Source organism: Pectobacterium sp. PL64 (genome assembly GCF_022477975.1).
GTDB lineage: Bacteria > Pseudomonadota > Gammaproteobacteria > Enterobacterales > Enterobacteriaceae > Pectobacterium > Pectobacterium jejuense.
In genome coordinates this window covers 1,109,868-1,124,592 of record NZ_CP092070.1, presented here as the reverse complement: position 1 = coordinate 1,124,592, position 14,725 = coordinate 1,109,868, and the positions used below count along the sequence as shown (strand labels likewise).

The following is a 14,725-nucleotide window of genomic DNA, read 5'->3' as shown; positions in this document are numbered from 1 at the left end:
CAGATAGAGCCCATTACGCTTCGGGGTAAGCTCAGGTTGCGTGAGCGGCTGACGGCATATCGTCTTGATAGACTGAGGCGTCAGATACTTCACATTATCAACGTAGCGCGTTTGCGAAAGCATAGACGGATAGCTGTCAGACCAGCGCCATATCAGGCCTTCTGCGCAACATGCGACCACCAGAAACATGCTGCACACGCAAGGATAAAAAACCGCTCTCTGAATCCGTGTCATACCCATTATTGTTGCCATGAGGTTTCACGATTGGCTGATTTTCTTCTGTCAAACAGTGACGCGACAACCGTCACCACCAAAACAGGCATCAACCAGCCCAGCCCCAAATTAGTTAACGGCATCAGCCGCAGAAGTGATAGTGGCCAGACATTGAAACCCACTGCATCAAGAGCATCAGCTATACCAAATACAAAGGCGATGAAGGCTGCCGGGGCAATGACTCTCCCTGGAGAGTGAAATTTTGCGCGAACAAACCAGGTTAAAATCAACACGACAAAAACAGGGTAGATAGCAGTAAGTGCTGGTACGGAGACATTAATCAGCGCCGTCAGCCCCAGGTTAGATACCGCCATGGAAAATAAGGCAAAAATCCAGACCAGGACGGCATAGCTTACCGGTACAAGAGCTGTGAAATAACTCGCACAGGCGCAGGTTAACCCTATCGCTGTGACCAGACAGGCAACGGTGATGAGCACACCGAGGAAAACAGAACCGGCGGCGCCATAACTAAAGGCGACATAGGCACGGAGCACTTCAGCACCATTCGTTGCATTGCTCACCAATCCCCCGCTCCCCATTCCCAGACGGAAGAGGCTTAGATAAACCAGCATCAACCCTACGCCCGCGATCAAACCAGATAGCACGGCATAGCGCGTGATTAACCCGGGAGAGCTTACGCCTCTCGATTTAATGGCATTCACCATGACCAGGCCAAAAGCCAGTGCAGCGAGCGTATCCATAGTCAGATAACCATTGGTCAATCCCTGTGAAAAAGCGGATGTCGCGTAAGCCCCCACAGGCGGTTGTGCTGTTCCAGCCGGTAGCACCAGCACTGTCACAGCAAGCACAATCAGAGCGGCGGCCTTTATGGGAGAAAGAACTTTACCGACCGTATCCAGCAATTTTCCTGGGTACAACGAGACCAGTGCCACAACCCCGAAATAGATAACGCTCCAGGCGAACAGCCACTTTTCACTCTTAACAAAAGGTTGAAGTGCAAGCTCATACGAAACGGTTGCCGTTCGTGGTGTGGCAAAAAGTGGCCCAATGCAGAGATAGCATACAATGACCAGCAGCAGCCCCACCCGCTTGCCGACAGGCCGGGTAATTAACGCCATTGAACCGGCTGCACGCGCCATTGCAATGGTGGTAATAACAGGAAGCCCAACCCCGGTCATTAAGAATCCAAACGCGGCGGACCAAACGGATGTCCCAGCCTGCAAGCCAATAAAAGGCGGGAAAATAATATTCCCAGCACCGACGAAGAGCGCAAAGTTCATAAAACCTAAAACGATAATGTCTGTGATACGAAGTGTTTTCATTTTTATATCAGCGTTGTGTTTGTTGGGGAAAATCGGTTAAAGCAAAAAACGGAGTAAGGCAGTAGCCAGTACACTGATCAACACCACCGGCAGCAGCGAAAACCGCATGGCTGCCAGCAGCGCAATAACCAGCGCCAGCTGATCGGCTACATTGGTGGTGACAAAATGTGGTGCAATAACGGTAATCAACACACAGCCAGGAGCCGCTTCCAGAACGGCCTTCAGCCTCGGGCCAGGTTGTCGCCCATGTAGCACTGCATAACCGAGAATGCGCGTCAGATAGGTCGTCAACGCCATCAATAAAATGGTCAGCAACGTCAGGCTCATCGGTTTCTCCCATTCATCAGCAAGATAGCAACAATCCCTGAGAGTGCACCGACGGGGACATAGGCGGCTCCCGGCCACAGATGCCACGTCAGGCCTGCACAGACAAGACTCACCAGCCAGGGAATTGCTGGCCGAAGTCCTTTCCACATCCCTTTCAATAACACCAGGAATACGGCCGGAAATGCCATATCGAATCCCCAGGCCGTGATGTCACCCAGAACCGGGCCAACGACAACGCCAATGCCTGTAGACAGAACCCAAATAAGCCAGAGAGAGAGGGCTACGCCAGCGTAGAACCCCATACTAAAACCCGAAATACCTTGCTGCCTGCGCTTTGCTTCATCGGCAATCCCCATTGCCCAACTTTCATCACACATAAAGAACAGCGCGAGAAATGCCTGTCTGCGTGGAAGATGCGCTAAAAAAGGCGCAAGTGAAGCTCCCATCAACAAATGCCGGCAGTTCACGAGAAGGCTGACGAGAACAATGGTCAGGACATGAGGTGGTGAGGTCCAGAGCGACAAAGCAGCAAACTCCGAACCGCCGCCAAAGTTGAGCCCGGTCATTAACATTAGTTCCGGGGCCGTCATCCCTTTTTGCGCAGCCTGCGTGCCCAACAACAATCCAAAGGGAATAAAACCAATCATGACGGGGACAGCAGCCATAGCCCCGCGGCTGATTTCGTGACGATTAGCTGATCGAAAAAAGAAGGAAACACTACCGAACATAAATACTCCTTTTAAGAAGGCGTATTATAAGTCTTCGGGACTGGCATCGGGATGCGTGTTCGTCGTGATAAGCACCTTATTTGGCACTGAATTTTAATAACTGACTCATTTATGAAATTCAGTGTTATCAATGGCCGAATCTATAGATAATGCGCTGGTGGGAGAACGAGTCACTGTCCGTTCTCTCCTTTCATAACGTTAAGATGCCGCATTATCCGAGGTTGTGGAAAACGAGGGCAGAACATCCTCAATTAATTCCTGTAACACCTCTTTCGCCGGGCGCTGGCTTGGCTTGAGGTTAAGCGTGATATGCGAAACTCCCACGCTCTCCTGCTGCTTCCAGAATTCCATCAATGTGTTACGCCCAGCACGCATGAAAATATTGTTGAACAGGCGTAAAGGCTCGTTCGGGTTTTCACTCAGCTCCAGGAAGTTTGCGTAGCCAAAGGGATGCCAGATTTGACCATCACCCAGTTCAGCAATTTCCTTCACGATATCGCCGGAGCGTTTAGGATCAACACCGTGCCAAATCCAGGCATCGGAGTGATTCGCAATCCAGGACATATCCTGACGGGCACGGCCAATAGTGATCATTGGCAGACGCGGAACAGCGGGTTTTGGCACCAGATCAATCCCGCCGTTGAAATTGCCGTAATATTCCGTCGTGCCTTTAGGAAAACTGTTCTCTGTGAGCAAGCGAATCACATCCCACGCTTCCCTGAAGCGTTCGGCACGATTGTTAAACTCATAACCAAACGCTGGGTACTCTACCGGGCGGTCACCGCTCGACATTCCCAACAGCAGGCGGCCACCAGACAAGCGATCCACACTTGCCGCCTGTTTTGCCGTGAGTACCGGATTTCTCAGCGGTGAAACTATTCCGGCAGTACCCAGAGCAATATTTTTGGTCACGCCAGCGAGGTAGCCTAAATCAACCATCGGATCATATACCTGGCCTGCATCACCAAAGTTGGGATCGTAGAACGGGACATCTCGCAACCACAATGCTGAAATTCCGCCTTCATCCGCCATTTGTGCTAATTCACGGTGATCGTCCATATTCGGGATAGGGCCGTCCGGATACCCCTTAAACGGTGCAATAAGCCCAAAGGTCAGTTTCCCGGGCTGGAATACGCGTTTGAAGGCGGTATGCTGTTGCAGATGCGAGGGTAATGTGAGTTGAGTCATTTTAATTCCTGCTGATCAATTTAATTAAGTCTGTTGCAGTACAATAAAACAAATATTCGGGAATGTGCTTCCCATGTGTCGGGACGAATTCATTCAGTGGATAAATGGGCAATAAAAAGCCCGCTACTGGAGCGGGCTGAGGGGGAAGATAATCAAAGATAGGTGACGTTATCTATCTGCCGTTTTGAGTCGTCATTAAGACCAAGAATATCAAAACCTGGCATGTCGCGTATAAATTCAAGGAATGGTGGCTTAATCCCTAAATCATCTAGATCGGCGGCGTGAAGTTGATAACGAATAGCATCTTCATCACCGGTAATCACTTTTTCCACCCAGTTAGGCTCAATAATAAGCTGGTGCCCCAGCGCAACAAAATCAATATCAGCCTGTAACACCTCCTCGGCTTGCTGAGGCGTGCGGACATTGCCGACTGCAATGATCGGCTTTTTCGGACTGACTTTTTTCAACTGGGTAATAATCGGCTCAATGTTTTCTTTATCACGCATCGATGTACGCCATACCGATCCCATAGAAACGTGGATATAATCAAGCTCAGTCTTTTGTAACTCGCCAATAAAATATTTAGTGTCATCCAGCATAATGCCCGGTTCTTCCAGCTCTTCCGGCGACAAACGATACCCAACAATAAATGACGGTAAAGCGTATTTATTTTTTACTTTCATCACTTCGTCAATCACCGCCAATGGCAGATTGAGTCTTTTATCCAAGCTGCCACCCCATTCATCGGTACGACGATTTGAGTGTGGAGAGACAAACTGCTGTAACAGGTAGGTGTTTGCGCCATGGAGTTCGATACCGTCAAATCCGGCCTCGATGGCACGGCGTGTAGCCTGCGCGAAATCTTTAATGAGGTTTACCACTTCATCCGCACTTAATTCTCGCGGTATTGCTGCCCCATTACGCGGTGCAGCAACAGCACTGGCACTTACCGGCTGAAGGCCACGGGTGATCCATGGGTTAGTCATACGACCCGCACTGAAAATTTGCAAAATGGCTTTAGCTCCGCGCGCTTTAATCGCATGGGCAAGCTTCGCAAGTCCCGGGATTTTGCTGTCGTCATCGGCTCCTAATTGCCCTTCAAAGCCTTTTCCTTCTTTATTAATATAGGCCACTGGTGTAATAAATAACCCAACGCCACCTGCCCGCTGCTGCATATAATTAATTTCTTCGAGAGTCACCGTCCCATCTTCAAATGACATTTGTTCAGTCATTGGAGGTAGTACAACACGGTTTTTAATGACGACACCATTAGGCAACGTGAAAGGTTTTAAAAAACGATAATCCTTCATTTCAACTCCAGAATGAATGTGAAAACAACAACGTGATTTATCAAGTTTTCACATACTAGAGTAAATATTCGGGAAAGTGCTTCCCATCATCAGGGAAGCACTGGCACAGATTAAGCTCAGGCATTAACGCTAAATATTAATATCTGAAGATTTAAATAACAGCGCGAGGTTTAGTTTTATGGCTTCTTCCAGGGCACGCCATTTTCCGTCCAGTCTTCGGCAATCATATCGACAAACCCGCGTATTCTGGGTGATAAATGGCGTTTACTGGGATAAATAATTCTCACGGGTTCAGGGTCAACTTTAAATTCCGTCAGAATGGCGATCAATTCACCGCGCTCTAGTGACTGGAACGCCAGATAATCAGGCAACTGAATAATGCCAAACCCGGCAATCGCAGAAGAAAGCATTGCTTCTGAGCTATCGATATCCATTCGCCCAGGCCCGTCGTAGAGGTAGTACCCCTCAGGAGTTTGATACCGCCAGACCCGTCTTTTATCCGCGCTGCGGAAAAAGATGGTGTCATGCCTGGAGAGGTCTTCGGGCATGACGGGTACGCCGCGTAAAGAGAGGTATTCGGGTGACGCGCAGGTCACCATGTGCTGGGTGGCAATGGTTCGGGTTAATATTCTGGAGTCATCTTTTGGTTCACCTATTCGAATGGCGATATCAAATCCCTCCTCGATCAAATCAACATAGCGATCGCTGAACACGATATCGGCTCGTAATTCTGGCCATTTTTTTAAGAACCTGTCGATAACCGGGAGTATATGCCGCTGCCCAAGAGACAGTGGCGCGGTAAGGCGAAGCGTGCCCGTCGGTTTTTCCCGCCGCAGCGCCATAGTGGCATCGACCTCTTCCAGATCTTCCAGAATCTGTTTACACCGGTCATACATAATCCGCCCTTCTTCCGTCAGGCTGAGCTGTCGTGTTGTCCTGTTAAGAAGGCGTACCCCCAGTTGCGCTTCCAGTCGCGTAATACTCTTGCCAATAGCCGACCGTGAAAGGCCAACGCTTGACGACGCACGGGTGTAACTTCCCGAGTCAACAGCCGCGACGAAGGCGGCAATATCACCAATACGGTTCAGTTCCATCAGCTCACTCTCTTCATGGAAGCGTCTACTTCCCGTGATATGGGAATCACATTCCCCAATTTTTCGATTACTCTTCGCATTAGCTTAACAACAAGCCGTTAACAGAGAAGCTTTATTTTTCGTACATCTGCTATGCAGCACGTTTGACTAACACACTTCCCACAATAATTGTGGCGAAGAAATATCAATAAAGTGATAAAACTCATTATGTTAATAGATTCCAATGCCATTCTTGATGAAGTGATTACCGCATGGGCGGGCAAATGCCACTGGCCAACATTTATGGGTGATAATGTCGTTTACGAAAGTAATCACCAGGGAAGTGCTACAGGAGAATTTGCCGTCAGGCAACTGTTTGAAGATAACTTTCCCGGTGGAATGACCGTCCATGTCAGCACCACCAATAAAGTTGTCAGATCACAAAACCAATCCAGTACTATCGCCGCCTATTTCTATGGGGATACAGCGGATATTCGGTTGCAGAACAACGACAGCGTCAATTTTGGCGGAATGATCGTGATTAATACCCTTAGCGGTTCTGTCGAACGCGTACGCGTTCATTTGAACTGGCTAAAAGGGAACAAGAATATTGTGCATCACTGGCACTTCCCCTATGAACGCCAATGGCAACCAGGTGACAGCGTTTCTCCCCTGATCAGCGAAATTGACGCTCCGTGGCACGCTTACAAGCAAGCGCACACACCTTTAAGTGATGAAGACGCGATTGCAGAAGCCTGGTTCCAGTACGCATGGGCGCTGGATATGGCAGATTTTAGCTTGTTTAAAGGCGCGTTTTCCGACGATGCGAATGCAAACTTACCACCTATGGGAAAACTAAAGGGGCGTCGCATGCTGGTCTCAACGCTAAAGGCCTTCAGAATGCCCTGGCCCTGGATTCAGCATTACGGTGTTCCATTGCAAATCGACATCGCTGAAGATCGCCAGTCTGCTTCGCTTTTACTTGGCCGCATTATTCCGGAGCAAGATAAAACGGCTGACGGCGAAGCCTTGTACGGCGCGCATTATAAAATTGAGCTGAAAAAAGAAGATGGCGAATGGAGGATGTCGCGCATGGATTATTTATCTGGATGGTTCACCGTTAAAAACAAGGGTTAATCTTGCATTATGCAGGGGTATCTATCATGAATAAGATAATAGGTTTAACTGGCGTTTTAACCACTCCTTCAAGGACCGAGGGACTGGTTAGTCATTTAACAGAAGCGTTCGTTTCACAAACTGGGTATGCGCGTTCTTTCATCAACCTGAATGACTTTGGTGAGAGTCTGCCATTAGCAAAAACACTTGGGGATCTCGACCAGAAAGCACGAAGTTTTGTTGATGATATTGTGAATGCGGACGCACTTATTATCGGCGTCCCCACCTGGAACGCGGGTTATCCGGGAATGTTCAAACATTTGTTCGATCTTATTCCTCCAGATGCCATGGTCGATAAACCCGTAATATTATCCGCAACGGGAGGCTCCGATCGTCACGCGTTAATGCCCGAGTATCAATTGCGGCCATTATTTACCTATTTGCGCACGCGTGTCGCGACAACAACGTTGTTTGCCACTGCAAATGATTTTGATGGCCATCAACCTTCCCGAGAATTTGAAACGAGAATGTTTCGCGCAGTTGATGAATTAAAAGCGCTGGTTCATTGATTCCAGATCAAGCCAACAATTTAGGAACAGATACGAAGGTAAATTTATGCTCAGCAGACAGTCAATGCAATCCATCCTTAAGGAGCATTCGCCATTTTATTATCTCCAACTAATGCTGCTGAAATGGATTGCTCATGACTGCCTGTTTCGGGTATAGGTGTCGCTGATATCGCATTTTTAATAGAAATACCCATCTCAATAGGGATCGTAATGTCACTCTTATAAATGCTATGACCATATCCTGCATGGTTGTATAAAAACTGCTGAGAGATTGAAAAAATACAGCCATGCATCTCTAATTAGATTAGATTTACTTGGTTTTGTCTAAGAGTAACTACAAAACTAAAAGCGATTATCTAAAAATTGGAAAAATGATGTTCCAGACCTTTTGGATCACTTCCCCAGAAGCCGGATACTTGCTGTGAAGTAGGGTCAGGATAAATATCTTCCAGATCGTTAATGAGGCCTTTTACTATTTCTTCTGCAGCAACATTTGCCGGGGTTTTATCAACCATGAGTTCAGAAGAAAGTCGGGTGTCTATCGGGCCAGGATAAATACCCACAACTTTGATATTCTTTGTCTTAAGAAGGCCCCTTGCGGCCTGTGTTGCTGAGTGCATCGCTGCTTTAGATGCTGCATAACCTGCGGTGAATGACATTGGTGCCAGAGCCAGCACGCTCAGTACGTTTGCAATAACGCCGCCACCATTTTTTTCCATCACAGGAATAAAGGCCTGCATAACTTTAATGGTACCAAAATAGTTAACATCAAGGTCCGAAGCTAATTCTTCCTGTGTAGCAGTGACGATATTATTAGACAGCATTGCTGCCTGCATTATTCACTAAAATATCAATCGCACCAATTTTTTCAACAGCTGCGGCGATATCTTCAGTTTTAGTAATATCAAGTTTGATAAAAGTAACTCGGTCATCACCGAAATCCGGTAAATTACTCAATTCTCGGGTGCCGGCATAAATTCTCCCTGCACCATTCAAAATGAGAGCATGAACCAGTTCTGCACCAATACCGCGATTGGCACCTGTTACTAAAATTGTCTTACCCTGAGTATTCATTTTATTACCTACCAGTTAGTTGATTAACCATCAGAGAATGTATCCACTTAGGGATATATTTACCTGTGTTCCTGTATGGCCATTTTTTCGGCAAGCATTAATGCGTTTGCTTTGCCATCACGAAGCAACTGAGCAGACAATTCCTTATCCGGGATTATCCGTGCAAGTTGCAATGTTCCCATCATGGCAGCCCAGATAGATCCGGCAACGCGCATGCGTGTTGCAGAATCTGCTTCTTTGGAAAGACTGTCTGAAATACGCTCAATGATCCTGGTTATCTTGTCTGACATCAGGTCGCGTGTATCTTCCGGCCGGTTCCTCAGTTCAGAAGCGAGCGCCGCGATGACGCATCCAAACTCCGGTGAATCCCGATGTTCGGGGCTGAGATATCTGTCCAGTATCTGTTCAATACTGAGGTCTTCACCGTCTTTCGGATCACCGAATGCAGCGCAAAATGTTTCATCTGCCGCAAGGTCTACCGCTTCTTTTATCAGCTCTTCTTTAGACTTAAAGTGGCTATAAAACCCACCTACCGTAAGCTTGGCATCAGCCATCAGGGTCGCCACACCGACTTTTTCAATTCCTTCTGTACGAAATCTTTTTGAGGCAGCATCAACGATTCTTTTACGCGTCTCTTCTTTATGGTCTTTGGAATATCTCATGTTAAAGTCCTCATCCTGTATTTCCTGAATAGCATTATTACCATAATGCTATTCAGGGCAAAGATTAAGATGCCTACCTTTAACCTGTCCGCTTAAGATCGGGCAGTCCTGATCGTTGACGAGCTCAGCTTACTGTATTTGGGCCACATTGCCCCTGAGCGATCTATCGCGATACTCATGATTGCGGCAATCACCATCGCGGCCATGACGATAACAAACAGTCCGGCCTGGCCTACACCGAAGAACTCGACGGCAACCCATCCGCCACCGGCTGCAAGGATCAAACGAACGGTTCCGGCCAGGAACATCCTCCACATATAACCACTACCCTGAGCAGCAAATCCGAGGGCGAATAAGATCCCGTTAGCAGCATAGAAAGGGGCGACAATCTGCAGATACAGTTCGCCAGTAACCCGAACACTCTCATCATGTGTGAACAGACCAAGCCAGACGTCAGGGAATACTGCGACAAACAGGCCGACAACTTCAGTGAATATTACGCTGACAGCAACTCCGACCCAGGTAATACGCTTCGCTCTGTCTATCTGGCGAGCACCAACGTTTATCCCCACCATTGTCACAATCGCCGTACCGATACCGAACAGAACCGGTATCAGTACATAGTCAAGACGTGAGGCTGTGCCAAAACCACCGATTGCATCGACACCAAACACCCCCACAGCTCCGGTGACCAAAAGGACCATCACATTGAGCTGAATAGTCCCCAGCGCCGCAAGCAGACCCACCTTAAGAATTTCGCGGAAAAGAGGCCAGCGTAAACGAACTAACGTCATTCGGATGCCGGCATGTCCGCTAGACATGTAACGCAACATAGCGAATGCAGCAACCCAGTAAAATAGGTTGATCGCAATACCGGCTCCCGCCAGTCCAAAGCCCTTAATAGGTCCGAGACCAAAAATCAGCAGCGGTGAAAGTGGGATGAGCACCAAAGCTCCGATAAGCGTGACGGCAGCCGGCACTTTCACATTCCCAATACCTCGCAGTACGGCAGAGAGAAGATTCACAATCCAGATAGGTACCGATGCAAAAAAAACATAGACAGAATATTCATGTGCTGCGCTCAGTGCCTCACCAGACCCGCCCATAGCCGCATAGATGTGCTCACCGAACCCGATAAAGAAAACGGTAAAAGCCAGCCCAAAGACAATGCTCACGACAACCGAGTGCAGGATCAGCGCGTTAACATCATCATGTTTACCGGCTCCCGTTGCGCGCGCTACAGCTGAAGCCACGCCGCCACCAATTCCCCCGGCAGCCATCATGGTCATCAACATCCATACCGGGAAAACAAGAGCTACACCAATCAACGCCGACGTTCCTAAAAAAGAGACGTAATACGTTTCAGCAACGTTGACTAACGTTTGCGCTATCAGGACGAGAGTCGTTGGTAGAGCGAGTTGCATCATCGTGGTAAACACCGGTCCGTTGAGAATCGCTTCCTGCCGGGATAATTTGGCCGCCTCGCGACTGTCAGGTTTCATCTAAATCTCCAGAGCCTTTGAACACTCAGAAGCACGCTGGTTCGACATAGTTGCGCCAGCGAGCCCCTTTATATTATGATCATAATACTATGAGTATGAAACAAGGGAAGCGCTTTATGAAACCTCATCGCTACTGATCTCCGAAATACCTTGTATGACCATGAAATTTAATGAGAATTATTTTTATTTCGCAACACTATGAACGGGAGGTTACGCATCATGAAGATTTTATTCGCAGCTTTTACATGGGCTTTTCTGACAGCCAGCGCTAATGCAACGCAGTTTAATGAAGGTAAACAGTACGTTGCTTTGAACAAAACGGTGCCTGATGCCCCTGAGGTAATGGAGTTTTTTTCGTTCAACTGCCCGCATTGCTACCAGTTTGAGCAGGTAATTCACGTCTCAGAAAAAGTCGCTGAAAAACTACCGGAAAATACAAAGATAGTTAAGTATCACGTCGAATTTCTTCCGCCGTTAGGTAAAGAGCTGACACAGGCGTGGGCGGTAGCAATGGCGTTGGGTGTTGAAGATAAAATCACATCTCCGATGTTTGAGGCAGTTCAAAAAGAACGGCGTATCCAGAGTATTGATGATATCCGTGGCGTCTTTATTAGTGCCGGCGTTAAAGCAGAAGACTTTGACGGTGCGTGGAGCAGTTTCGCAGTTAAAGCCCTTGTGGCTAAGCAGGAGAAAGCGGCTGCGGATGTTGAACTCAGTGGGGTGCCGGCTATGTTTGTCAAGGGTCAGTATCAGCTCAACTCACAGGGTATGGATACAAGCTCTCTTGATAATTTTGTCAAAGAGTACTCGGCAACAGTTAGTTACCTTGTAGAGTCGAAGTAGCGCAGCAAGGTCTGCACTCACTATTTTAAGGTACACCTTAAAATAGTGAGTGTACTCAATCCGGTCAGGACTTGTTTTCAATTAACACTTTAGTCATGGTCCCCATAAGCCGAGAGTTGCTCGAACCAGATTTATTTGCTCTGCCACTATTAGTGGTCATTCTGGTGGTCAGATTCGGGGTCACATTGGTTCGATGACGGAGTGACCCCCAAATGTCTCTTAACGATGCCAAAATCCGCCCCCTCAAGCCTTCTGTTAAACCTTCTACTCTCTGCGCCTCACATGATTCTCCATATCCTGAGCAAGTCATACCATCTATCGTGATGGTTAATATTTTGCGTATTACTTTTTCACCCCGGATAATTAATTAATATTTTTAATTGATAAACCAAAATCCACGTCTATATTTAACCCAAACCCTCAAAAAATATTCTGTAACATTTGATTTTAAACAGATAAAAATCCAACAAATTAATGACACTAACACAAAAGAATGAGCGAAATTATTTCGCTTAGCCGACCTATGCTCAAAAAATAAAATATTAGTTAAATTAATTAATAGCAGACAAATTAAGTCATAAAAAATTTAGTTGGAATGCGAACTTAGTAAAAAACACAGCCTAAGTGAATCAGAATTGGAGCGCCTCAATGTCATCTATTCAAAACAATTCTCTGAAAAACCCATCCGTCTTAAATAGCGACCATTCCTCCGACTCTAACAAGTTACCCCTTAGTTCCACTCAGCAGGTTGTCTGGCTCGATCAGACGCTTAATCCAGACTCACCTAATTACAACATTGGTACATGGCTGCGTATCGATGAACATCTGGATGAAACGCTTTTTAGTCAGGCTTTTGAAATGCTTGTCTCGCGTCATGATGCATTACATTTGCAGTTAATTCACACTCACGGCCTCCCCTTACAGGCGCTGACGGATGCCTCCTCCACATCAATAAACGTGTACGATTTTTCTCACTATGATGACGCTGAGGAACGCGCACAGCAGCATATCCATGCCACATTTATGCGTCCGTTTGATCTCCGTGGGAAGCTATGGTCTTCCGATCTTTTGAGGGTCAGCGATACACACCGCTATTGGCAATTCTGCTGCCATCATCTGATAGCCGATGGATGGAGTTTGAAATTACTGGTCAATGAACTTGTCGCTACCTACAACCAATTGAAAAAAAGCGATAATTCAGGTGAAGTCGCTCCAGCCTACCTTGATTACATCGCCGAGGATTTGATTTATCTTGATTCCAGACATTATCAATCTGACCTGAAATTCTGGTTAGATCGTTATAGCACTCTACCGCCAGCACTGATTCCCCTCTCAAACCAAGATCAGGAACTTACCAGTGAGCTTCCTGCTCCTCATCTTTGGCAATTAAAAAGCGAGTATTTTCATAAAATTGAAAATATTGCGGCGGAGCAAGGGCTCTCAGTTCTCCATTTTATGTACGCCATTCTGGCCTGTTATTTTTCCCGCACGACAGAAACAGAAGATATTGTTATTGGCATTCCGATTCATAATCGTAGAAATGCAAAACAAAAGAATACAATAGGGATGTTTTCGTCCGTCATTCCTATCGGCGTGAGTATTAAGAAAGAAGATTCTTTCCTTGATATCATGCGTAACGTGGCGGCAGAACTACGCCGTTGCTATAAACACCAGCGATTACCCATCACAGAAATTAACCAGAACACACGAATCAGACAAAAAACAGGTCGCGCTCAGCTTTTTGATATTACGTTATCGCTTGAATGGTTTGAGTTTAACGTACATATGGAAGGGACTAACACCACCTTCCTGACACCACATCGCGCGACGCAGTTCCCTCTCGCTATCAGTATTTATCAGTATAATTTTGAAGATAAAAACAACCCCGTTACCGTAGAGTTCAATTTCGATACTCGCTACCTGAGTCGTGAAGACGTGATGGCCATCCAGTCACGTCTGGCTCTGCTGGTTGATGCAGCTATTACTTCTTTGGATATGACGGTTGAGAATGCTCCTATCCTGCCGCCAACAGAACGACAGCAAATACTTGTGGATTTCAATGCCACCGATGCCGAGTTCCCGCAACACACCTTGATACATGAGCGTTTCGAGCAACAGGTTGAACAAACACCTGATGCCATCGCGGTTGTCTTTGAAGAACAGTCACTCAGCTATGCGGAGCTCAACCGTTGTGCGAACCAGTTAGCGCACCGCCTGCTTACTTTAGGGATTAAGCCAGATGACCGGGTAGCGCTGTGCGTTGAACGCGGTCTGGAAATGGTCGTTGGCCTGATGGGGATACTGAAATCGGGTGCCGCTTATGTGCCGCTCGATCCGACCTATCCGGCTGAGCGACTGGCCTACATGATCGATGATGCCAAGCCTGTGGCGTTGCTGACCCAAGCAAACCAGATAGCAATCCAGACCACAGATATTCCGGTAATCATGCTTGATACGGACACATTTGACGCTTACCCCACCTCGAATCCTGACGCTCAGGCGCTGGGTGTCACATCAACACATCTGGCCTATGTAATTTATACCTCCGGTTCCACGGGTAAGCCCAAAGGCGTGATGGTCGCACACAAAAACGTGCTCCACCTCGCCACCAGTCTGAAAACGCTGCTAGCGTTCGAGCGCCCCAACCGCATCGCCCTCAATGCCAGCATTGTGTTTGATGCCTCAGTGAAAAACTGGATCCAAATACTGTCAGGCCACACGCTTGTGATCGTCCCAGAGGCGATCCGTACCGATGCACGACAGCTCTGGCACTATTT

The 14,725-nt window shown here is 47.4% G+C and carries 13 protein-coding genes and 1 pseudogene (1 of these 14 running past the window's edge); 4 read left to right on the top strand and 10 right to left on the bottom strand.

The genetic code is table 11. From position 1 onward, the window contains the following. Positions 1-239: 239 nt before the first annotated feature. The 6 genes from brnQ to HP572_RS04710 all read right to left on the bottom strand — a co-directional run bounded on the left by brnQ (position 240) and on the right by HP572_RS04710 (position 6,203). Positions 240-1,556, bottom strand: coding sequence for a branched-chain amino acid transport system II carrier protein (brnQ, locus tag HP572_RS04735; RefSeq protein ID WP_240584904.1), 1,317 nt, complete (start codon positions 1,554-1,556; stop codon positions 240-242). A gap of 36 nt (positions 1,557-1,592) precedes the next feature. Next, positions 1,593-1,883 carry an AzlD family protein gene (locus tag HP572_RS04730; RefSeq protein WP_240584903.1) on the bottom strand — a complete coding sequence of 97 codons (291 nt, stop codon included), beginning with the start codon at positions 1,881-1,883 and terminating at the stop codon, positions 1,593-1,595. Continuing rightward, on the bottom strand, positions 1,880-2,611 hold the full coding sequence (locus HP572_RS04725; protein WP_240584902.1) for an AzlC family ABC transporter permease: 732 nt from the start codon (positions 2,609-2,611) through the stop codon (positions 1,880-1,882). The genes HP572_RS04730 and HP572_RS04725 overlap by 4 nt, the downstream gene beginning before the upstream one ends. A 198-nt stretch (positions 2,612-2,809) precedes the next feature. Next, positions 2,810-3,799, bottom strand: a complete 990-nt coding sequence (locus HP572_RS04720) for an LLM class oxidoreductase (RefSeq protein ID WP_240584901.1) — start codon at positions 3,797-3,799, stop codon at positions 2,810-2,812. Positions 3,800-3,951: 152 nt separating this feature from the next. Next, positions 3,952-5,109, bottom strand: coding sequence for an NADH-dependent flavin oxidoreductase (locus tag HP572_RS04715; protein ID WP_240584900.1), 1,158 nt, complete (start codon positions 5,107-5,109; stop codon positions 3,952-3,954). 176 nt (positions 5,110-5,285) lie between these two features. After that, positions 5,286-6,203, bottom strand: a complete 918-nt coding sequence (locus tag HP572_RS04710; RefSeq protein WP_240584899.1) for a LysR family transcriptional regulator — start codon at positions 6,201-6,203, stop codon at positions 5,286-5,288. 192 nt (positions 6,204-6,395) lie between these two features. On the opposite strand from HP572_RS04710, the gene HP572_RS04705 reads away from it, so the two are divergent. Together HP572_RS04705 and HP572_RS04700 are read left to right on the top strand one after the other, a co-directional pair. Further along, positions 6,396-7,319, top strand: a complete 924-nt coding sequence (locus HP572_RS04705; protein WP_240584898.1) for a nuclear transport factor 2 family protein — start codon at positions 6,396-6,398, stop codon at positions 7,317-7,319. Between the two features lie 26 nt (positions 7,320-7,345). Next, the gene (locus HP572_RS04700; protein ID WP_240584897.1) at positions 7,346-7,867 is read left to right on the top strand and encodes an NAD(P)H-dependent oxidoreductase; all 522 of its coding nucleotides are present in this window, start codon (positions 7,346-7,348) and stop codon (positions 7,865-7,867) included. 356 nt (positions 7,868-8,223) lie between these two features. Here HP572_RS04700 and HP572_RS04695 read toward each other — a convergent pair whose 3' ends face one another. The 4 genes from HP572_RS04695 to HP572_RS04685 all read right to left on the bottom strand — a co-directional run bounded on the left by HP572_RS04695 (position 8,224) and on the right by HP572_RS04685 (position 11,105). After that, positions 8,224-8,691: an SDR family NAD(P)-dependent oxidoreductase gene (locus HP572_RS04695; RefSeq protein ID WP_256462095.1), complete on the bottom strand. Its 468-nt coding sequence runs from the start codon at positions 8,689-8,691 to the stop codon at positions 8,224-8,226. Beyond that, a complete protein-coding gene (locus HP572_RS22925; protein ID WP_256462094.1) occupies positions 8,681-8,941 on the bottom strand; it encodes an SDR family NAD(P)-dependent oxidoreductase in 261 nt (86 codons plus the stop codon). The genes HP572_RS04695 and HP572_RS22925 overlap by 11 nt, the downstream gene beginning before the upstream one ends. A gap of 59 nt (positions 8,942-9,000) precedes the next feature. Next, the gene (locus HP572_RS04690; RefSeq protein ID WP_205551296.1) at positions 9,001-9,603 is read right to left on the bottom strand and encodes a TetR/AcrR family transcriptional regulator; all 603 of its coding nucleotides are present in this window, start codon (positions 9,601-9,603) and stop codon (positions 9,001-9,003) included. 92 nt (positions 9,604-9,695) lie between these two features. Then, the gene (locus tag HP572_RS04685) at positions 9,696-11,105 is read right to left on the bottom strand and encodes an MATE family efflux transporter (protein WP_240584896.1); all 1,410 of its coding nucleotides are present in this window, start codon (positions 11,103-11,105) and stop codon (positions 9,696-9,698) included. 219 nt (positions 11,106-11,324) lie between these two features. Between HP572_RS04685 and dsbA the strand changes: the two genes are divergently transcribed. Next, positions 11,325-11,948: a thiol:disulfide interchange protein DsbA gene (gene dsbA / locus HP572_RS04680; RefSeq protein WP_205551300.1), complete on the top strand. Its 624-nt coding sequence runs from the start codon at positions 11,325-11,327 to the stop codon at positions 11,946-11,948. Between the two features lie 648 nt (positions 11,949-12,596). Then, positions 12,597-14,725: pseudogene (locus HP572_RS22985) on the top strand (non-ribosomal peptide synthase/polyketide synthase); it runs 23,500 nt beyond the window's last position.